The organism is Kitasatospora sp. NPDC001175, assembly GCF_053598215.1.
Genome location: NZ_JBSFJU010000043.1, coordinates 47609 through 67276 on the forward strand (window position 1 = coordinate 47609; position 19668 = coordinate 67276).

General features: G+C 70.5%; 17 protein-coding genes, 1 rRNA gene and 2 riboswitches. Of the genes, 5 read left to right on the plus strand and 13 right to left on the minus strand.

Annotated elements, in window-relative coordinates; all coding sequences use genetic code 11:
• Positions 1-162: 162 nt before the first annotated feature.
• Positions 163-762, plus strand: a complete 600-nt coding sequence (locus tag ACWDAK_RS26740; protein WP_344634728.1) for a hypothetical protein — start codon at positions 163-165, stop codon at positions 760-762.
• Between the two features lie 531 nt (positions 763-1293).
• The gene (locus tag ACWDAK_RS26745; protein WP_344634729.1) at positions 1294-1482 is read left to right on the plus strand and encodes a DUF5999 family protein; all 189 of its coding nucleotides are present in this window, start codon (positions 1294-1296) and stop codon (positions 1480-1482) included.
• A 71-nt stretch (positions 1483-1553) separates the two neighbouring features.
• On the opposite strand, the gene gcvP is transcribed toward ACWDAK_RS26745, so the two are convergent.
• Positions 1554-4427, minus strand: a complete 2874-nt coding sequence (gene gcvP / locus ACWDAK_RS26750) for an aminomethyl-transferring glycine dehydrogenase (RefSeq protein ID WP_344634730.1) — start codon at positions 4425-4427, stop codon at positions 1554-1556.
• Positions 4428-4534: 107 nt separating this feature from the next.
• Positions 4535-4666: riboswitch (glycine riboswitch) on the minus strand.
• Position 4667: 1 nt separating this feature from the next.
• Positions 4668-4775, minus strand: a riboswitch (glycine riboswitch).
• A gap of 225 nt (positions 4776-5000) precedes the next feature.
• Here gcvP and ACWDAK_RS26755 point away from each other — a divergent pair.
• Both ACWDAK_RS26755 and ACWDAK_RS26760 read left to right on the plus strand, forming a co-directional pair.
• Entirely contained in the window at positions 5001-6134 is a 1134-nt protein-coding gene (locus tag ACWDAK_RS26755) for a PRC and DUF2382 domain-containing protein (protein ID WP_344634731.1), read from the plus strand.
• A 177-nt stretch (positions 6135-6311) separates the two neighbouring features.
• A complete protein-coding gene (locus ACWDAK_RS26760; protein WP_344634732.1) occupies positions 6312-7793 on the plus strand; it encodes an MFS transporter in 1482 nt (493 codons plus the stop codon).
• A 191-nt stretch (positions 7794-7984) separates the two neighbouring features.
• On the opposite strand, the gene ACWDAK_RS26765 is transcribed toward ACWDAK_RS26760, so the two are convergent.
• The 10 genes from ACWDAK_RS26765 to ACWDAK_RS26810 form a co-directional block, all read right to left on the minus strand.
• Positions 7985-9385: a DNA polymerase IV gene (locus ACWDAK_RS26765; protein ID WP_427394969.1), complete on the minus strand. Its 1401-nt coding sequence runs from the start codon at positions 9383-9385 to the stop codon at positions 7985-7987.
• A 63-nt stretch (positions 9386-9448) separates the two neighbouring features.
• Positions 9449-10150, minus strand: a complete 702-nt coding sequence (locus ACWDAK_RS26770) for a SanA/YdcF family protein (protein ID WP_344634734.1) — start codon at positions 10148-10150, stop codon at positions 9449-9451.
• A gap of 93 nt (positions 10151-10243) precedes the next feature.
• Entirely contained in the window at positions 10244-10936 is a 693-nt protein-coding gene (locus ACWDAK_RS26775) for a MerR family transcriptional regulator (protein WP_427394968.1), read from the minus strand.
• A 253-nt stretch (positions 10937-11189) separates the two neighbouring features.
• Complete coding sequence (locus ACWDAK_RS26780) at positions 11190-11663, minus strand: bifunctional nuclease family protein (protein WP_344634736.1); 474 nt, start codon at positions 11661-11663, stop codon at positions 11190-11192.
• 132 nt (positions 11664-11795) lie between these two features.
• On the minus strand, positions 11796-12551 hold the full coding sequence (ftsR, locus tag ACWDAK_RS26785) for a transcriptional regulator FtsR (protein WP_344634758.1): 756 nt from the start codon (positions 12549-12551) through the stop codon (positions 11796-11798).
• Positions 12552-12627: 76 nt separating this feature from the next.
• On the minus strand, positions 12628-13488 hold the full coding sequence (locus ACWDAK_RS26790; protein ID WP_425557527.1) for an FHA domain-containing protein: 861 nt from the start codon (positions 13486-13488) through the stop codon (positions 12628-12630).
• A gap of 181 nt (positions 13489-13669) precedes the next feature.
• Positions 13670-14584: a DUF881 domain-containing protein gene (locus ACWDAK_RS26795; RefSeq protein ID WP_427394967.1), complete on the minus strand. Its 915-nt coding sequence runs from the start codon at positions 14582-14584 to the stop codon at positions 13670-13672.
• 11 nt (positions 14585-14595) lie between these two features.
• Positions 14596-14928: a small basic family protein gene (locus tag ACWDAK_RS26800; protein ID WP_344634739.1), complete on the minus strand. Its 333-nt coding sequence runs from the start codon at positions 14926-14928 to the stop codon at positions 14596-14598.
• Positions 14925-15929, minus strand: coding sequence for a DUF881 domain-containing protein (locus tag ACWDAK_RS26805; protein ID WP_427394966.1), 1005 nt, complete (start codon positions 15927-15929; stop codon positions 14925-14927). Before ACWDAK_RS26805 ends, ACWDAK_RS26800 begins: the two co-directional genes overlap by 4 nt.
• Before the next feature lie 233 nt (positions 15930-16162).
• Positions 16163-18658: a mannose-1-phosphate guanyltransferase gene (locus ACWDAK_RS26810; RefSeq protein WP_344634741.1), complete on the minus strand. Its 2496-nt coding sequence runs from the start codon at positions 18656-18658 to the stop codon at positions 16163-16165.
• On the opposite strand from ACWDAK_RS26810, the gene ACWDAK_RS26815 reads away from it, so the two are divergent.
• Positions 18558-18842, plus strand: coding sequence for a hypothetical protein (locus tag ACWDAK_RS26815; protein ID WP_344634759.1), 285 nt, complete (start codon positions 18558-18560; stop codon positions 18840-18842). The genes ACWDAK_RS26810 and ACWDAK_RS26815 overlap by 101 nt on opposite strands.
• 37 nt (positions 18843-18879) lie before the next feature.
• Here ACWDAK_RS26815 and ACWDAK_RS26820 read toward each other — a convergent pair whose 3' ends face one another.
• Together ACWDAK_RS26820 and rrf are read right to left on the minus strand one after the other, a co-directional pair.
• Positions 18880-19488, minus strand: a complete 609-nt coding sequence (locus ACWDAK_RS26820; RefSeq protein ID WP_344634742.1) for a CDP-alcohol phosphatidyltransferase family protein — start codon at positions 19486-19488, stop codon at positions 18880-18882.
• A 95-nt stretch (positions 19489-19583) separates the two neighbouring features.
• A 5S ribosomal RNA gene (gene rrf / locus ACWDAK_RS26825) occupies positions 19584-19668 on the minus strand; the annotation flags it as partial.

Sequence of the window (19668 nt, forward strand, 5' to 3'; positions counted from 1 at the left end):
GCGCTTCCAGCCGGTGCCATGCCGCTCCGAATCTCATCGTCGGCAGGTTCCGCGCCCGCACCGCGATCATGCCCAACCGGACACGGCCCAGGTCCCGTCACACCAACGCCACGCCGGTATGCCGCACTCGCACGCCGATCTAGCACGGAGAGGCGACCCGCCATGACCATGCAGACGCCCCAGCCCCCGCCCAGCGCCCTGCGCGCGGTCCTTGCCGCGCTCGACTCCGAGACCGCGCTGTGCCAGCCCGCCGCCGGTGCGCTGCGCGACGCCGCCGGCCCGCTGCTGCCCTCCCATCCGCTCGCGGTGCACGTCCTGGAGGGACCCGGCGCCGGGCTCGCCACGGCCAGGCGCACCGGGTGGCGCTTCCTGATCAAGCGTGGCTCGGCGGCGGTCCCGGCGGAGCCCGCAGCCGAGGTCGCGGCGGCGGCCGAAGTGGTCGAGACTGCGGACGGCCACGCCTTCTCGCACTTCACCGCAGGGCCGTACCTGAACTCCACGGTCCGGGCGCTGCGCCAGGCCTGGCAGCTCGCCCAGTCCTCACGGTCCCGGCACCAGCCGCGACTGCTGTCGATGCCCGGCCACTACGCCACCGCGCTGTGGCTGCACCATCCGGAGGCCAGCCCGGCCACCGACCTGCTGATCCCGCTGGCGCCCGCCCCCTGCGGGGTGACCGCGCACCGGGTCTACCCGGCGCTCGAACTGCTGGCGATGCTGGAGCGCGCTGCGGTCCCCGCGCGGCTGGCCGCCGGGATCTCCTGAGGCGAATCACCCGGACGGGCCATCTGGATCTGACTCGGTCGAGTCAGCATCCGGGTGGCCCGTCCGGCCGTCCCGACCGGGTTCCGCCGCCTGAACGGGTGATGTAGCGAAGCCAGTTGTGGCGCATGTCACCAAATCGCTGCGCGATCGGCTCGCGATGCCGACATTGGGAATCAGGTGGAAAGGGCTGCCAGTCCTACCCACCGACGCGCCGGTTCACACATGAGCCGGGGCCGGCAGGAGATCCGACCGGCGGGGCGGACGCCCGGGACCGACCGGCAACAGGGAACGCGGGGGAAGGAGCGAGCCGAGAGTCGAGTCCGAACGTGCATCGCGGGCCTGCCGCCGACTTCACCGGCGGGCACAGCGGTCGACTTCTCCGGCGGACGGAGCAACGACCCTCGACGAGGATGTGCGCCCGGGCCGCAGCTGTCGGTGCGCGTTCACCACGGGCCCCGTTACCGGCCGGTCCGATGGGGGCGGCCGCGGCGGCGGGAGCGGATCGTCGTGAGCGAAGCGAGGGTACGAGTCATGTGCCAGCACCGTCCTGAGTGCCCGTCAGCGGAGTCCGCCGACCGTGAGGCGGCCGTCCCGGTGGCCCGCCACCCCGAGCAGGGGTGGAGCCTGCTCTGCAACGGCGTCCTGATCTTCGATGACACCGGCGAGCTGCTGCCCGACGGGCAGGTGATCGCACCGCACCGGCCCCTGGCCGCGGCCTGAGCAACCCCGGAGAACGGCGCGGGGCCCTTCAGAGGAACGATCCTCCGAAGGGCCCCGCGCTGCTGTTCGACTCAGACGCCGTACTCGTCCAGCGGCGGGCAGGAGCAGACCAGGTTGCGGTCGCCGTACGCGCCGTCGATCCGGCTCACCGGCGGCCAGTACTTGTCGGCCGGGTTGACGCCCGCCGGGAAGACCGCCTCCTGCCGGGTGTACGGGTGCGCCCAGTCACCGGCCAGGTTGGCGGCGGTGTGCGGGGCGTTCCGCAGCGGGTTGTCGTCGGCTGCCCACTCGCCCGAGCCGACCTTGTCGATCTCCGCACGGATCTCGATCATCGCCTCGCAGAAGCGGTCGATCTCGCCCAGGTCCTCGGACTCGGTGGGCTCGATCATCAACGTGCCGGCCACCGGGAAGGACATGGTCGGGGCGTGGAAGCCGTAGTCGATCAGGCGCTTGGCGACGTCGTCCACCGTCACGCCCGTCTCCTTGGTGAGCGGACGCAGGTCGATGATGCACTCGTGCGCGACCAGGCCGCCGGGACCGGTGTAGAGCACCGGGAAGTGCGGGGCCAAGCGCTTGGCGATGTAGTTGGCGTTCAGCACCGCGACCTGGGTGGCACGCTTGAGGCCCTCGCCGCCCATCAGCCGGACGTACGTCCAGGAGATCGGCAGGATCGCGGCCGAACCCCACGGCGCGGCCGAGATCGGGCCGACACCGGTGGCCGGGCCGGCCTCCGCCTGCAGCGGGTGGTTCGGCAGGTACGGCGCCAGGTGCGCGCGCACCGCGACCGGGCCGACGCCCGGGCCGCCGCCACCGTGCGGGATGCAGAAGGTCTTGTGCAGGTTCAGGTGCGACACGTCCGCGCCGAACTTGCCCGGCTTGGCCAGGCCGACCAGGGCGTTGAGGTTGGCACCGTCCACGTACACCTGACCGCCGGCCTCGTGCACCATGCCGCAGATCTCGGTGATCTGGGCCTCGTACACACCGTGGGTGGAGGGGTAGGTCACCATCAGCACGGAGAGCTGGTCGCGGTGCTGCTCGATCTTGGCCTTGAGGTCCTCGACGTCCACGTCGCCGTCAGTCAGGGTCTTGACCACGACCACGCGCATCCCGGCCATCACGGCCGAGGCCGCGTTGGTGCCGTGCGCGGAGGACGGGATCAGGCAGACGTCGCGCTGGGTGTCGCCGTTGGCGTGGTGGTAGGCACGCACCGCCAGCAGACCGGCCAGCTCGCCCTGGGAGCCGGCGTTCGGCTGGATGGAAACGGCGTCGTAGCCGGTCACCTCGACCAGCTGCTGCTCCAGCTGGCGGATCAGGGTCAGGAAGCCCTCCGCCTGGTCCACCGGGGCGAACGGGTGCAGCTGGCCGAACTCCGGCCAGGTCACCGGCTCCATCTCGGTGGTGGCGTTGAGCTTCATGGTGCACGAGCCCAGCGGGATCATGCCGCGATCCAGCGCGTAGTCCCGGTCGGAGAGGCGACGCAGGTAACGCAGCATCGCGGTCTCCGAGCGGTGGTCGTGGAAGACCGGGTGGGTGAGGTACTCGTCCTCGCGCAGCAGCGCGGCGGGCAGCGCCTCGGCGTTCTCGTCCAGCTCGACGCCCTCGATGCCGAAGGCGGCGAGGACGGCGGCCAGGGTTTCGCGGGTGGTGGTCTCGTCGCAGGAGATCGACACGGTGTCGGCGTCGGCCTGGTACAGGTTGACGCCACCCGCGCGGGCGGCGTCCACGACCGCGGCGGCCCGGCCCGGGACGCGGGCGGTGACGGTGTCGAAGAACTCACCGTGCAGCAGCTCGACGCCACCGGCCTTCAGACCCTCTGCCAGCGCGGCGGCGTAGCGGTGGGTGCGGCGGGCGATGTCGGCGAGGCCGTCGGGGCCGTGGTAAACGGCGTACATGGAGGCCATCACGGCCAGCAGCACCTGAGCGGTGCAGATGTTGCTGGTGGCCTTCTCGCGGCGGATGTGCTGCTCGCGGGTCTGCAGCGCCAGCCGGTAGGCGCGGTTGCCGTCGGCGTCCACCGAGACACCGACCAGGCGGCCGGGCAGGTTGCGGGCGTACTCGGCACGGACGGCCAGGTAGCCGGCGTGCGGGCCGCCGAAGCCCATCGGCACACCGAAGCGCTGCGAGGTGCCGCAGGCGATGTCGGCGCCGAGCGAGCCCGGGGACTTCAGCAGGGTGAGGGCCAGCAGGTCGGCGGCGACGGCGACGATCGCGCCCAGGCCGTGCGCCTGCTCGATCACCGGGGCGAGGTCGCGGACCACACCGGTGGCACCGGGGTACTGGAGCAGCACACCGAAGACGCCGCGCTCGGCGATCTCGGCCGGGATGCCGTCCGACAGGTCGGCGACGACCACCTCGACGCCGGTCGGCACCGCACGGGTGTTGATCACCGCGACGGTCTGCGGCAGGGTCTCGGCGTCGACCAGGAAGACACCGCCCTTGACCTTGGTGACCCGGCGGGCCAGCGCCATCGCCTCGGCGGCGGCGGTGCCCTCGTCCAGCAGCGAGGAACCGGAGGTGGCGAGCCCGGTCAGGTCGGAGACCAGGGTCTGGAAGTTGAGCAGCGCCTCCAGGCGGCCCTGGGAGATCTCCGGCTGGTACGGGGTGTAGGCGGTGTACCAGGCCGGGTTCTCCAGCACGTTGCGGAGGATCACCGGCGGGGTGAACGTGCCGTAGTAGCCGAGACCGATCATCGGCTGCAGGACCTGGTTGCGCGAGGCGAGTTCACGCAGCTCTGCAAGCACCTGGGCCTCGCTGCGACCGGCGGGCAGGCCGAGCGCGGTGAGGCTGCGGATGGCCTCCGGCACGGCGGCGTCGGACAGCTCGTCCAGCGAGCCGTAGCCCACCTGCGCCAGCATCTTGTCCTGGGCGGCGGTGTCGGGGCCGATGTGGCGGGTCTCGAAGGGGCTGGCCTGCTCAAGCTCGGCGAGCGTCGGCTGGGCGTTCATGGGGGTCGAGGCCTCCTGGTCGCGGACCGGCGGGGGGGGGTGCACACGTCGTTGGGCTCCGCCGCTGTGGGAGCGGTGGTCCGATGTGCGTGTGAACCCGACAGGCCTCCCCCTCTGTCATCGGGACCTGAGAGCTTCGCCGCGCGGGAGGCCCGGGGGGCGTCCATCGGCTTGCACCGTCGGTGAGGGTGGTGCCGCCGGCTCCCGCGCCAACAGCCCTGCCCTGCTTTCCAGAGTGACCTAGCCCACACGGTACGGATGCCTGAGAGATTCCGGGGAGGGTTTGCTCCTTCGGCGCCCCACTTCCCGCAGTTCAACGGGGATTGGGGACTCTCCCGAGCGGGCTCGGCGGTCGCGCCCAGGGTACCAGCGGAAACCCCGCAGATCACCGGTCGGTCGGGGGCGATCGGGCGGAACACCGACGACCCCGGACAGCCCAACGCCCTCCCGTACGGCTGCCTTCGGGTAGCCGCTGTCCGACTTGATGGCTTTTCGTGTGAAGTGGCGGTCGGACAGCTCCTCCAAGCCGCCCACCAGACGGGATTCCCCCAGGAGCACGTAGTGGAGGACGGCGTGCAGACCGACATCGATCCGCGGGACCTGATCGGCCACAAGGCGGTCGACCGGAACGGTGACAAGATCGGCACGGTCGACGAGGTCTATCTCGACGACGCGACGGGTGAGCCCGAGTGGGCCGCGGTGCGAACCGGGATCTTCGGCCGGGATGCCTTCGTCCCGCTGACCACCAGTGAGTTCTCGGGCGACGAACTCAGGGTCCCGTACGACAAGTCACTGATCAAGGAATCGCCAGACTTCGGCGTCGGGCAGCACCTCTCGCCCGCACAGGAGCTGCAGCTCTACCGCTACTACGGCCTGGACGCGAGCGCCCCCTCGGCGGCACCCGCAAACCGCACCTCGAAGACCACCGACCGGGACTTCGGCTCCGTCGGGTCGACCGGACCGCACCCGCCCGCCACCCAGCCCACGCCCGCGGCAGCCCCCGCACCTGCCACACCCCCGGCGCCCTCCGCACCCGCCACTCCGGCAGCACCCGCCACCGGGGAGCGCGCGACGGCCGGCTTCACACCGCCGACTCAAGCTCCGGCTCCGACTCCAAGCCCGACCGCACAGCCTGCCACGCCGCCGGCCGACCACGTCAAGAGCCCCGCCGTGGCGGACAGGCCCGCCCTCAGAACCACCGGGTCCAACGGGCGGGCGGTGCACGCCCCCACCCCGGACCGGGCGGCCGCCCAGGGCGCGCCGGCCGGGCCCATCGAGATCACCTGCCGCGAGGAGCGCCTCGACATCAGCACCGAGTGGCACGTCCTCGGCACCGCGCGGCTGCGCAAGTACGTGACCACCGAGTCCGTGGAGCGCCGGGTACGGCTCGCCCGGGAGCGGGTTCGGGTCGAGCGCGTGCCAGTGACCGAGTCCGAGCGGGCCGCACTGAGCGACCAGGAGCTCGCCGACGCGGTCGAGGAGGTGACGCTGCGCGAGGAGCGGCCGGTGCTGCGCAAGTACCTGGCGCCGGTCGAGCGGGTGCGCCTGGTGGTCGAGCGGTACACCGAGGAGCAGGTGATCCGCGAGGAGCTGCGCCGGGAGCAGGTCGAGGTGTACGACAGCACCACCCCGGACGCTCCCACCACCCCGGGCGCGACGCCCTCCACCCCACCGCCCGCCCGTCCCGAACCGCTGCGCCACGCCTGACCCGTCGCTTCGCTTCCAGCCCCGGCACCGGACGAAACGGAGCCGGGGCGACCGGTTTGCCTAATTTTCAACCGTAGATATTTGACAGTCTGAACTATCCATGTGCATCGTTACTTCAGTTCGTTGACTTTCGCCCTTGGCCACAACCGCCGAGGGACCTGAACTGGAGGAAGAACCGTGAGTGAGGCACCACAGCCCAGCTCCACGGCCGAGAAGCCGAGCAGCGCACGAGTGCTGCCCGCTCTGATCCTGGCGATGCTGGCGTTCAGCGTGGTGCAGACCGCGGTCGTCCCGATCCTGCCGTCGCTGGCCAAGGAGCTGCACACCGCCGGCTCCAACATCACCTGGCTGATGACGGCCAACCTGCTCTCCGCCGCCGTGCTGACCCCGCTACTGGGGCGCTTCGGCGACCTGCGCGGCCGCAAGCCGATGCTGCTGATCTCACTGGCCGGCCTGGTCGCCGGCTCCGCCCTCGCGGTCGGCACCCACTCCTTCACCTGGCTGGTCGTCGCCCGCGTCCTGCAGGGCGCCGGCGGTGGCGTGCTCCCGCTGGCGATCAGCATCGTCCGTGACGAGCTCCCCCGGGAGAAGGTCACCGGCGGCGTCGCCGCGATCTCCGCCTCGATGGGCGTCGGCTCGGGCCTCGGCCTGGTCGCCACCGGCCTGCTGCTGGAGCACTGGAGCTACAAGTCCATCTTCTGGATGGGCCTGATCTTCGGCTTGATCGCGGTCGCTCTGGTCGCCCTGCGCGTCCCCAAGGACCCGGTCGTCGACAAGGACGGCGGCGCCGACCCGCTCGGCGCGCTCACCCTGGCCGGCTGGCTCTGCGCCCTGCTGGTCGCCGTCAGCCAGGGCAACCACTGGGGCTGGACCTCGACCAAGACCCTGGGCCTGTTCGCCGTCGCCGCCGTGGTCGCCCTGATCTGGATCGCCATCGAGGTCAAGGTCAGCCACCCGCTGGTGGACATGAAGATGATGTCCCGCCCGGCCGTCGCCTTCACCAACATCTCCGGCCTGCTCATCGGCTTCGGGATGTACGGCTCCTTCATGGTGATCAGCAACTTCGCCCAGACCCCCGCGAAGTTCGCCCACTACGGCTTCACCGCCACCGTGCTGCACGCAGGCGTGATGCTGCTGCCCTCCGCCATCGGCTCGATGGTCGCCGCCCCCGTCGGCGCCCTGCTGATCGCCCGCAGCGGCCCGCGTCTGCCGCTGGTCCTCGGCGGAGCGCTCGGCGCCGCCTCGATGGCCTACCTGGCCGTCCGGCACAGCGCCGAGGGTGACATCTACCTCGCCTCCGCCGTCTTCGGCCTCGGCGTCGGCCTCGCCTACGCCGCGATGCCCGCGTACATCAACGGCGCCGTCCCGGCCGAGCAGAGCGGTATCGCCAACGGCATGAACGCCGTACTGCGCACCGTCGGCGGCGCCATCGGCACCGCCGTGATGGGCGCGATCCTGACCGGCGACACCATGAAGTTCCCGATCCCGCTGCCGATCCAGTTGCCCACGCTGGACGCCTACAAGCACGCGTTCTGGGTCGCCGCCGCGATGTGCCTGGTGGCCGCCGTGGTGCCGTTCGCGATCCGGCGCATCAAACCCGCCACCGCCGTTCCGGTGGCGAGCGGCTCCGAGTCGGAGCTGGTCGAGACCGGCGTCTGACGAGGCGCCCGCCCTCGCGCTCAGGGACAGGGCGCGAGGGGACTGGGCCCCGGCGGGCGGTGAGGGCATCGCGACCCGCCCAGGGCCCGGCCCGACAGGTGGCCCCGTACCCGGATGTCTCCGGGTACGGGGCCACAGCGTTTCCGCGTGCTTGCTGAAACGTTTCACCATCCATCGGCACGGGCTTACGGCTACTGCCGCAGAGGAAGCGGATCCGCGGGCTCCAGCCCCGGATCGTCGATCGCGAACGTCCTGACCCGCCCCGGCGGGCCGTACGGCGTCTCGAACCGTACGGTGACCCGGCCGACCCCGCTGCCCTGGACCCACCCCGGGCCGTACTCGGCGTGCGTCACGTCCTGCCCCGGGAGCCAGCGCCGCCCGGTCGGCGGCACGGCGTCCTTCGCCCGCGCTTCGCCCGGTTCGGGCTCCGAAGGCTCCTCCGTCGCGTCGGCGGCTTCCCCCGCCTCGGCCGTCGCCTGCGCCTGCGCCTGCGCCGCAGCCTGGGCGAAGAGGTCCTCCTGGGTGAAGTCGGCCAGCTGGGACACCCCGACCCCGAGCAGCCGCACCCCGCCGGTGATGTCCACCTGCATCGCCAGTCGCCGCGCCGTCTCGGCGATCACCCCCTCGTCGTCGGTCGGCGCCCGCAGGGTCTCCGACCTGGTCAGGGTCGAGAAGTCGAACCGCCGGACCTTCAGCACCACCGTCCGGCCCGAGCGTCCCGCCGCCCGCAGTCGCTGGACGCAGCGCGCCGTCAGCACCTCCACCTGGCGCAGGATGACGTCCCGGTCGGCCAGATCCACCTCGAAGGTGTCCTCCACCGAAACCGACTTCGCGTCCCGGTCCGGCACCACCTCGCGCTCGTCAAGCCCTATGGACGTCGCGTACAGCCCCGTCCCGTGCGCCCGGCCGAGCAGTTGGACCAGTTCCTCTTCGCCCGCCTCCGCCAGATCGGCCACCGTCGCCAGGCCCACCCGCCGCAGCGCCTGCTCGGTGGCCGGGCCGACCCCGGGCAGCGCCCGGACCGGCAGCGGACTCAGCACCGCCCGCTCGGATCCGATCCCGATCAGCACCAGGCCGTCCGGCTTGGCCTGCTCCGAGGCGATCTTCGCCATCAGCTTCGAGCCGGCCGCGCCCACCGAACCGGTCAGCGCCGTCCGCGCATGGATGTCCGCGCGCAGGTCCTCCGCGATCGCCCGCACCAGTTGGGCCCCCTCCTGCGGGCCGGCGTCGGCCAGCGCCGGACCGTACGGCCCGGCCTCCAGATCCACGAACGCCTCGTCCAGGCTGAGCGGCTCCACCAGCGGCGACAGCTCCCTCAACAGGCCCATCACGATCTCGCTCACCTGCCGGTACGCCTGGAAGCGCCCAGCCAGGAAGGCCGCGTTCGGACACAGCCGCCGGGCCTGGGCCATCGGCATCGCCGAGTGCACCCCGAAGCGCCTCGCCTCGTACGAGGCGGTGGACACCACCCCCCGGCCGCCCAGGCCGCCGACCACCACCGGTTTGCCGCGCAGGCTGGGCTTGGACGCCTGCTCCACCGCGGCGAAGAAGGCGTCCATGTCGAGGTGGATGATGCTCGGCACTGTCCGCACCTGCCGATCATCCCTCAGGGGTCTGACAACTCCCGTGCGGCGGTCCGCCCGAATCCGCGGAGGTCAGTGCCCCGCCGCGTCCGCCAGCGCCCGGGCGATCCCGTCCTCCCGCGCGCCGAGGAACTGCGGGTCCGGCTTCAGCCAGGCGTTCAGCGCCGCCTTGCCCGCGCCGGGGATCTCCCGCAGTCCGCCGTAGTACCAGGTGGCGTTCCCCGGCTCCGGCACCCCGACCGCGTACGACCTGATGCCTGCCGCCTGGCACAGTGCCAGCGCCCGCCGTACATGGAAGCTCTGGCTTACCAGCACGGCCCGGTCCACTCCGAAGATCCGCCGGGCCCTGGCGCAGGAGTCCCAGGTGTCGAAGCCCGCGTAGTCCTCCACCACCCGGATCCGCGGCACCCCGTGGTCGACCAGGTAGCGGCGCATGGCATCGGGCTCGTCGTAGTCGTCCCGACTGTTGTCACCCGTCACCAGGATGGCCTCCACCTTGCGCTGCTGATACAGCGCCAGCGCCGCGTCCAGCCGGTGCGCGAGATACGGGGACGGTTCGCCGTTGAACAGACCCGCGCCGAAGACCACGGCCACCGGGGCGCCCGGCACGGCCTGCACGGTGTCGACCCGGTCCGTCTCACTCAGCCAGAGCCAGGTACTCGGGGCCAGCGCCAGCGCGCTCAGCAGCGTGACCGCCTGGAACGCACGCCGCTGCCCCCGTCTCGTCCGCAGTGCCAGCCAGCGGGGCAGCCTAGGCCGCGAGCTCCATCCCACCGAGTCCCCCTCGTGATCGTTTCACCTGCCCGGACGACGACGAGGGCCCGGACGGTTCCCCGTCCGGGCCCTCGTACGACCTCGGTCGCCGGCTCAGCCGGCCCGGTTGCGGCGCTGGGCCAGCTCGTCCGCCGGGTCGTGCCCGATCAGCGTCTCACCGGTGTCGGTCCGCTCGGCGTGCAGACGCCCGAGCGTGGCCTCCAGGTCCTGCCAGACCGCGCCGACCGCGATGCCGAAGACCCCCTGACCACCCTTCAACAGGTCCACCACCTGCTGCGGGGAGGTGCACTCGTAGACCGTGGCCCCGTCGCACATCAGGGTGAGCCCGGCCAGGTCGACGACCTCGGCCCTCTGCAGGTGCGTCACCGCCACCCGGATGGTCTGGAGCGAGACTCCGACGTCCAGCAGACGCTTGACGATCTTGAGCAGCAGGATGTCGCGGAAGCTGTAGAGCCGCTGCGCACTGGCCGGGTACGCGCTTCGCACGCTCGGCTCCAGTAGCCCGGTACGGGCCCAGTAGTCCAGCTGGCGGTAGCTGATCCCGGCCGCGGCACAGGCCGTCGGCCCCCGGTAGCCCACCAGCTCGGAGGTGGGCGCCGGCCGCTCGATCGCCGGCTGCCCGGGCTGCACGGCCGGGAACCGCCCGACCCTGGGCAGCTCCCGCTCCTGCTGCTGCTCGACGACCGCGGCCTCCCGGGCCCGCTCCAGCAGCAGTTTCCGCCCTGAGCGTGGTACGTGCACGGAGCACGGGCCTCCAACGGCTGCTTCGTCGCCCAAGCCGCTCATGCCTACCTCCGTCCGCTCGTCCTGTGGGCTGTATGGGCCCGGGTGGAGTAACTCACCGGAGCCACTCCTGACGGTAGGCAGTCGCCAGTGACCCGTCAACGATCGCCACGCCGAGGCTCACCACCAATGTCACTCGATGGTGTGGTTTTTCGTGCCTCAAGTGTGGGTAGACGGACGACCTTTGGCAAAACGAGACTTGCGTCCGGCAGCCGGTGCTTCCCCCGGTCTCCCGCGACGCTGCGGCGGTCCGGCGCTACTGCTGGCCACCACCGAAGTCCTCCGGCGAGACCTGGTCGAGGAACTCGCGGAACTTCTCCACCTCGTCCTCCTGCTCGTCCGGGATCGCGATGCCCGCCTCGGCGAGCACCTCCTCGCTCCCGAAGATCGGCGTACCGGTCCGCAGGGCGAGGGCTATCGCGTCCGACGGGCGCGCGCTGACCTCGACACCGCCGGAGAACACCAACTCGGCGTAGAACACGCCCTCCCTGAGATCACTGATCCGGACCTCGGTGAGCTGCTGGCCCAGCGCGTCCAGCACGTCCTTGAACAGGTCGTGAGTCAGCGGCCGCACCGGAGTCATACCCTGCTGGGCGAAAGCGATCGCAGTCGCCTCGCCAGGACCGATCCAGATCGGCAGATACCGATCTCCCCCAACCTCCCGCAGCAGCACGATCGGCTGGTTGGAAGGCATCTCCACCCGGACACCCACGACGTCGAGCTCATTCACAGTGGCAACCCTATGACCCCTGCCGCGGATATGAAAGCGCAGCCGGTCGGGGCGCTCCCGCACAGGTACCCGCACGCCCCCGGAGGCCGGTTTCCGGCCGTGAAGGAACGGTTCCGCCCTGCCGTACGGAGCTCACTGAGCCGGCCTGGCCTTCAGCCCCGCCTGCACCATCGCGGCGTGCAACCGCACCGACAGGGTGGCCAGCTCACGCGCGGTGGCCTCGGCATGTGCCCGGGTCTGCGGGTTCCGGTGCCGCCGCAGCGGGGCGACCACCTGCTCGACCAGCGCCACCTCCCGGTCCGCCGCCGCCTTGATGGCCCGAAGATGACGCGGCTGCAGGCCGAAACGTCCGAGTTCCGCGACCAGCCGCGCCACCTGCAGCGCCTCGCCGTCGTACCCGCCGTCCGGACCGGGGGCGAGCAGCCCGTAGGACTCCCACTCGGCCAGCTCCGACTCGCCGGCCTCCGCCGCCGCCAGCAGCTCGGCGCGGCCCAGCCGGACCCCGGCCACCGCACCGGAGGCCGCCACCAGCTCCCGGTCCGCCTCGTCCAGCGGACCGGGCCGGGCGTCCGGAGCCGGCAGCGCCGGCGGCGCCTCGCCGCGCTCCATCGCGTCGAGGTGCTCCCGGATCACCCGGAGCGGCAGGTAGTGGTCCCGCTGCATCCGCAGCACATACGCGAGCCGCTCGACGTCGGCCGGGCTGAACTTGCGGTAGCCCGAGGGCGTCCGCTGCGGCTCCACCAGCCCCTCCGCCTCCAGGAAGCGGATCTTGGAGATGGTCACCTCCGGGAAGTCGTCCCGAAGGAAGGTCAGCACCGCACCGATGCTGAGCAGTTCGTCACCGCGCCGCCGGCCCCCGGCTGCTCGACGCGAGCCGGGGACGTGGATGGCCTCGACGGATGAAGGGGTGTGCGCGGTCACTCGGGGCTCCTGCCGACGTCGTGTTCAGTACCCCCGGTGTGGTTCAGAACCCCCGCTGCGGGCTGGCGAAGAACACCAGCCGGTACTTCCCGATCTGCACCTCGTCACCGTTGTTCAGCGTCACCTGGTCGATCCGCTCCCGGTTGACGTAGGTGCCGTTGAGGCTGCCCACGTCGGCCACCGAGAACCCGCCGAAGGTCCGGCGGAACTCGACGTGGCGACGAGAGACGGTGACGTCGTCCAGGAAGATGTCCCCCTCCGGGTGGCGACCCGCCGTAGTGACATCCGAGTCGAGCAGGAAGCGGCTGCCTGAGTTCGGGCCGCGCTGCACGATCAGCAGGGCCGAACCCGGCGGCAGCGCGTCGATCGCGGAGAGCACCTCGGCCGAGAGCGCCGGAGTGGCGCCCGTTCCGGTGGCGGTGGGGTCGTAGGACTCCAGACCGGAGATCGAGATGGTCGACGTGGTCTCCGCCGCGCCCTCGGGCATCGACCCACCGCGCAGCGCCGTACCGCAGTTGTTGCAGAAGCGGGCGGCCGCCGGGTTCTGGTTCCCGCACCGGGGACAGGGAAGGGCACCGGCAGTCATGTTCACAGCCTCCTGGCTCGGCACGCCCGACGGGGCATGCCCGGCGTACGGATCCGGAGCAAACCCTCCAGCAGAGGTTGAGGGTCCCGACTCGAAAGCTATGCGCGCGGCGCCCGAGGAATCAACCGACGCGCCGTACGGTGCCTGATTGGCGCCGCCGTCGCGGAACAGCGGACGCTCGGTGTACTGGTTCTGCTGGTCCGCGGACCGCATCCCGGGGACGGCGGCGTCGTCGTCGGACATCCGGTGACGCGCCGTCGGCGCCTCCGCCGCGGCCCCCCGCTTGTTACGACCGAACAGTTTCGAGAACAGACTCACGGGCGAGTCTCCTTGCGTGTGACAGACCCGCCCGCGGGGCAGGGTGAGAGGCTCGGACATACAGCTGACCCGGCCCGCGGCCGGCGCTGATCGAGTGGTACGTCCCATTGTCGCCGACCGTGGCCGTGCGCCCACCGTCCGGGGCGCGGCACGACTGACGGACCGTACGGCAGTCGTGCCGTCACTTTGCCGCCGGCGTGGCGTACTGGGAGGTCTTCGGGGTGGCGAGCGCATCCACGGTAACCGACTGCGGCACCGTGATCGTGGCCTGTGCCTGCTGTTTCTCCAGGGTGCGCACCACACCACCCGGGATGTTGAGAGCAGGCGTCAGGTCCTGCGGGTTCCCGATCACGGTGAATCGGAACGGCTGCGACACCTTCCTACCGTCGATCTGCACACCACCCGCCGACGTATCGGTGAAGTAGGTGCTCGCCACCACGCGCACATCGTTGATCTGAATCGCCTCCGCCCCCGCCGCTCGAAGTTCCTGCAGGGTGTCCAGCAGCATATCCGCCTTCACCTGCCCTTGGGGATCATCGACAGTCAGTACGATGCCCGGACCTGTGGCTTTGACGGCGCCGGCGAGCACTCCGAGCTCGGTCGCTTTTTTCCTGGTCTGCTCCTCAGCCTCCTTCGCCTGGTTGGAACTGTTCTCCAACTGGGTCAGGGACTGCTCGAGCTGCGTCTTCTCCTGTTGGAGACGCTGTTGACGGCTGTCCAGTTCGTCGAGGATACGAACCAGATCCTCCTGGCGGGCGCCACGGAGCTGGTTGCTGTGGTCACTGGTCGAACGCACCTGGATCGCCAGCGCGAGGCCGAGCGAGAACAGCAGCACGGCCACCACCAACTGACCGCGCGAGAGGCGCGGCGGCCACAACGCCGCCTTCAACCGGCGTCTGGCGTCGTCGGGCGCCGTGACCGGACGGTCGGCCGCGCCGTCCCGACCGCTCTCCTCGGGCTGCTCCTCCACCTGCTCCTCGGCCGTCGGCGGGGCGGCGGGCACCACGACAGCGGTCACCGCCGCAGGCGTCTTCGCCTCGGGCTTCGCCGCCTCGACCTTCTCCGCCTCGGGCTTGGTCTTCTCGTCCTCGCTCATCCCTCCCCCTCTCAGGCCCGGAACACATGTCGCCGGATCGCCGCGGCATTGGAGAAGATGCGGATACCGAGCACGACCACCACGCCCGTGGACAACTGCGAGCCGACCCCGAGTTTGTCACCGAGGAAGACGATCAGCGCCGCGACCACGACGTTGGAGAGGAACGAGACCACGAACACCTTGTCGTCGAAGATCCCGTCCAGCATCGCCCGGACACCGCCGAACACCGCGTCCAGGGCCGCCACCACCGCGATCGGCAAATAGGGCACCACGGCATCCGGCACCTCCGGCTGTACGAAGACGCCGACGACCACCCCGATCACGAGACCAAGTACGGCAATCACGGTGTAGCTGCTCCTGTCCCTGCGGGGATCGACGGACTCTTGCTGGATCTGGTCGCCCCACTGGGTGACGGCGAAGCACTCGACGACGGCGAAGCACTCGACGACTGCTGAGTACTGGACGACGGCGAGGCGGCAGCGGCCGAGGCCGAGGCCGACCTCGAAGGCGAAGGCGTCGGCGCCGCGGTCACCGGCCGTGCGTACCGCAGCGTGATGCCCAGCGCACCCGGCAGCGTCACCTTCTTCTGCGTCGAGAGGTTGGACTTGATCCCGTACGCATCCTGGATCAGCCGCAGGTAGTGCCCGGCTTCCGCGTTCTGGAAAGCCGTGGCGAGCCCCTGCCCGTCCCCGGTCGCCAGCACCGTGTACGGCGGCACCAGCGGCCGGTTGTCGACCAGCACCGCATCGCCCGCCGCCCGGATGGCCGACAGCACGGTCAGCCGCTGCCCGTTGATCGCGATGCCCTCCGCACCGGCGATCCACAACCCGTTCACGATCAGCTGGAGATCGCGGTCCCTCAGCCGCCCGGTGTTCTGGAAACCGTCGGCCTGGCGCGGATTGTTCGCCGAACCGCCGGCCCCGGTACCCGAGGCGTCCTCGATCACCAGCTTCACCCCGGGACCCGACACCTCACCCGTGCCCGCTTGTCCCGCGACCGCCGCGAGTCCGCCGTCGCCCTGGGATCGCAGGGCCTGCTGCTGGGCCTGCCCGACCTTGTCGCGCAGGCTCTCGACCTGCTTCTGCAACCTGTCGGCACCGCTGGTGGCGTCGTTCACCCGGTGGATCAGCGCGTCCCGCTCCTTGGCCAGGGTCGGTGCCGCCTCCTCGTTGTTGACCGCACCCACTGTCACCACCGCCGCAGCAAGGGCCAGTCCCACTGCCAGCGTCAGCCGGCCGCGCAGGGAGCCGGGCAGCCTGCTGGTGCCCTCCGCCCCGCGGAACCTGGCCGCCTCGGCATAACCGTCGTCGAGGCTGTGGTCCATCACGTTGGTCAGGAGGGACATCGAAGCGTCGGGACGCGAATAGCGTCCGTCCCGGTCACTCGGCGTCCTCGGTGCTGGCATGCGGTACATCGTCCCACGTCGCGGATGCGGCGGGTGCACAGCCCCCGCAAGCCACCCGGCACCGGCCGGGTAGGCCACGAACCACCGTCCGGCCGCTCGACGGGCCCTGGAACAGCCTGCCGGGGCCGGGGTAACCCTTCGGCTTCCCTCGACCCCGGCATGCGACCGCCGTGTTAGCGTCCAGCCGCGTCCACCACCGCGGCCCACTCCTCCAGCAGCTGCTCGGTGGCCGCGTCGTCCGGGCCCTCGGCCCAGAGGTGGGTCACCGCCTCGGCCGGATCCGGCAGCACCAGCGTCCAGCGGCCGTCGGCCTCCACCACCCGGACGCCGTCCGTGGTGTCCAGCCGGCGGTTCCCTGCCGCTTCCACCACCGAACGCATCACCATGCCCTTGGCCGCCCACGGCGTCGCGATGTCCCGCCGCTGGATGTGCGCCTGCGGGATCCGCGCGTCGATCTGGCTGAGCGTCAGCTGGGTACGGGCCACCAGGCCCAACAGCCGCACGAACGCCGCCGCGCCGTCCAGCACGCCGCTGAACTCCGGTACCACGAAGCCGCCTCGGCCGTCCCCGCCGAACACCGTGCCCTCGGCGGCGGCCGCCTTGGCCAGATCGTCCGGCGAGGTGGTGGTCCAGCAGACCTGCGTGCCGTGGTACGCGGCCACCTGCTCGGCGATCCGGGTGGTGGTCACCGGGAGCGCCACCTGCCCGCTGCGCCGCTCGGCCGCGACCAGGTCGAGCAGCACCAGCAGCGCCCGGTCGTCCTCGATCACCCGGCCGAGCTCGTCCACGAAGGACACCCGCTCGCCGACCGGGTCGAACCGCACCCCGAAGGCCGCCTTCGACGAGGAGACCAGCTCACCGAGCCTAGCCAGGCCCGCCCGCCGCTCCTCCGCGTCCTCGGTCGGACGGCCTTCGTCCAGGCCGGTGCCGACCGTCAACGCCTCGACACCGAGTCGCCCGAGGATGCTGGGCAGCACCAGCCCGGCACTGCCGTGCGCGGCATCAACCACCACCTTCAGCCCGGCCTCCCGCACACCCGTGGTGTCCACCACCCTGAGCAGGTTGCCCGCGTAGGAGTCGAACACGCTGGACGGGAAGGTCAGGTCCCCGATCTCGCCCGGAAACGCCCGCCGGTACTCCTGCCTCGCGTACACCCGGTCGAGCTTGCGCTGCCCGGCCTGCGAGAGATCCGCCCCGCGCTCGTCGAAGAAGAGGACGTCCAGAGAGTCCGGCACCCCTGGAGTGGTCCGCAGGAAGATCCCGCCGGCACTGCCCCTCGCGGTGTGCTGGCGGGCCACCGGCATCGGCACGTTCTCCAGGTCCCGGACGTCGATCGCGCTGGTCTGCAGCGCCGAGATCATCGCCCGTTTGAGCGCACGCGCACCGCGCGAGTGGTCACGCGCAATGGTGACGGTGGCCCCTTTCTTGAGCGTCGTGGCATACGCGCCGGCCAGCCGGACCGCCAGCTCCGGAGTGATCTCGACGTTGAGGATGCCCGACACCCCGCGCACCCCGAACAGGTGCTCCTGGCCGCGCGACTCCCAAATCACCGAGGTGTTGACGAAGGCACCAGCCTCGACGGTCTTGAACGGGTACACCCGGACGTTGCCCGAGATGATCGACTCCTCGCCGATCAGGCACTCGTCCCCGATCACCGCCCCGTCCTCGATCCGGGCCGCCCGCATCACGTCGGTGTTCTTGCCGACCACACAGCCCCGCAGGTTGCTCTGCGGACCGATGTAGACGTTGTCGTGGATGACCGCCTTGTGCAGGAACGCTCCGCGCTTCACCACCACATTGCTGCCCAGCACGGTGTGCTCACGCAGTTCGACCCCGGCCTCCACCTTGGCGTAGTCGCCGATGTACAGCGGCCCGCGGAGCACCGCCTCCGGATCCACCTCCGCGCCCTCGGCCACCCAGACACCGGGCGAGATCTCGAAGCCGTCGAGCTCGACGTCGACCTTGCCCTCGAGGACGTCCGCCTGCGCCTTGCCGTAACTCTCGTGCGTACCCACGTCCTCCCAGTAGCCCTCGGCGACATAGCCGTAGACCGGCTTCCCCTCCTTGAGAAGCTGCGGGAAGACATCGCTGGACCAGTCAACCGGCTCGCCGGCCGCGACGTAGTCGAAGACCTCCGGCTCCATGACGTAGATGCCGGTGTTGACCGTGTCGGAGAAGACCTGCCCCCAGGTCGGCTTCTCCAGGAACCGTTCGACCCGCCCGCTCTCGTCGGTGATCGTGATCCCGAACTCCAGGGGGTTGGGCACCCTGGTCAGGCAGACGGTGACCAGCGCCCCCTTACGCCGGTGGAAAGCGATCAGTTCGGAGAGATCGAAGTCAGTGAGCGCATCCCCCGAGATCACCAGAAACGAGTCGTCCCGGAGCGCGTCCTCGGCGTTCTTCACACTCCCGGCCGTGCCGAGCGGAACCTCCTCGTTGGCATATGTGAGGTGCATACCCAGCTCTTCACCGTCGCCGAAATAGTTCTTCACCAACGAGGCCAAGAACTGCACGGTGACTACGGTGTCGGTGAGACCGTGCCGCTTCAGCAGCCGCAGCACGTGCTCCATGATCGGCCTGTTCGCGACCGGCAACAGCGGCTTCGGCATGCTCGACGTCATCGGCCGGAGGCGGGTGCCCTCGCCCCCGGCCATCACAACGGCTTTCATTACGGGTGCATCCTCCTTCGCGGTGGTGGACCCTGGGATCCATCAAACCGTTTCAGGGCATCTCTACCCGGATGATTACGTCCGACTCACCGTGACGCCGTGGGCCTTGTCTCACCCGCGCGGCCACAACTGCACGCCGCCTCACAAACGTATGCAACGGCTCTCATGCATCTCGGCAAGTTGAACCCGCCACACCGTCAGTGTGCGTCCCCAGACGGCAGTCAGCGCGCCGCGGCTTCCGCCTTGACGATCTGCCTGGCCTGCACCGCATACAGGATCGCCGCCCACCAGTAGAGCGTGGTTCCCCACCAGATGAAGGCCCAGCTGACGATCCCAGCCACGGTGGCAAGCCATCCCGTACCGCTCCCCAGCAGTAGAAGCGGGAACGCGTACATCAGATTGAAGGTCGCGGCCTTACCGAGGAAACTCGTCTGGAGCGGGCCATAGCCGTACCGGCTGAGAATGGGCAGCAGTGAGGCGATGAACAGTTCCCGCGCCGCCAGAATTGCCGTCACCCACCAGGGCAGGATCCCTCGCCAGGTCAGCCCGACCAGCGTCGAGATCACATACAGCCGGTCCGCAGCCGGATCGAGAATCTGCCCGAGCCGACTGATCTGCCCCCAACGCCGGGCCAACTTCCCGTCAAGGTAGTCGCTGACCCCGCTCAGCATCAGTACGACGATCGCCCAGCCGTCGTTCTCCGGCCCACCGAAGACCGGCCACAGAATCAGCCACAGGAAGATCGGCACCCCGACCAACCGACCCATGCTGAGCAGGTTGGGAATGGTGAGGACGCGGTCGGTCTGAACGCGCGTCTCCTGGACCTCCACCTGGGGGCCTCCTGACGGTACGACAACTGTGCGGCATTGACCCTACAACAAAGAAGCCCTCTCCCGGTCTGGGAGAGGGCTTCTTCTGAATAATTGTTCGGCGGCGTCCTACTCTCCCACAGGGTCCCCCCTGCAGTACCATCGGCGCTGTGAGGCTTAGCTTCCGGGTTCGGAATGTAA

What these genes read in the sequence shown, in the direction of transcription:
- ACWDAK_RS26740 (WP_344634728.1), top strand. Translation starts at nt 163, where the DNA reads ATGACCATGCAGACGCCCCAGCCCCCGCCCAGCGCCCTGCGCGCGGTC.
- ACWDAK_RS26810 (WP_344634741.1), bottom strand. Translation starts at nt 18,658, where the DNA reads ATGAAAGCCGTTGTGATGGCCGGGGGCGAGGGCACCCGCCTCCGGCCG.
- gcvP (WP_344634730.1), bottom strand. Translation starts at nt 4,427, where the DNA reads ATGAACGCCCAGCCGACGCTCGCCGAGCTTGAGCAGGCCAGCCCCTTC.
- ACWDAK_RS26815 (WP_344634759.1), top strand. Translation starts at nt 18,558, where the DNA reads ATGATCGGCCTGTTCGCGACCGGCAACAGCGGCTTCGGCATGCTCGAC.
- ACWDAK_RS26795 (WP_427394967.1), bottom strand. Translation starts at nt 14,584, where the DNA reads ATGAGCGAGGACGAGAAGACCAAGCCCGAGGCGGAGAAGGTCGAGGCG.
- ACWDAK_RS26775 (WP_427394968.1), bottom strand. Translation starts at nt 10,936, where the DNA reads ATGAGCGGCTTGGGCGACGAAGCAGCCGTTGGAGGCCCGTGCTCCGTG.
- ACWDAK_RS26745 (WP_344634729.1), top strand. Translation starts at nt 1,294, where the DNA reads ATGTGCCAGCACCGTCCTGAGTGCCCGTCAGCGGAGTCCGCCGACCGT.
- ACWDAK_RS26805 (WP_427394966.1), bottom strand. Translation starts at nt 15,929, where the DNA reads ATGTCCCTCCTGACCAACGTGATGGACCACAGCCTCGACGACGGTTAT.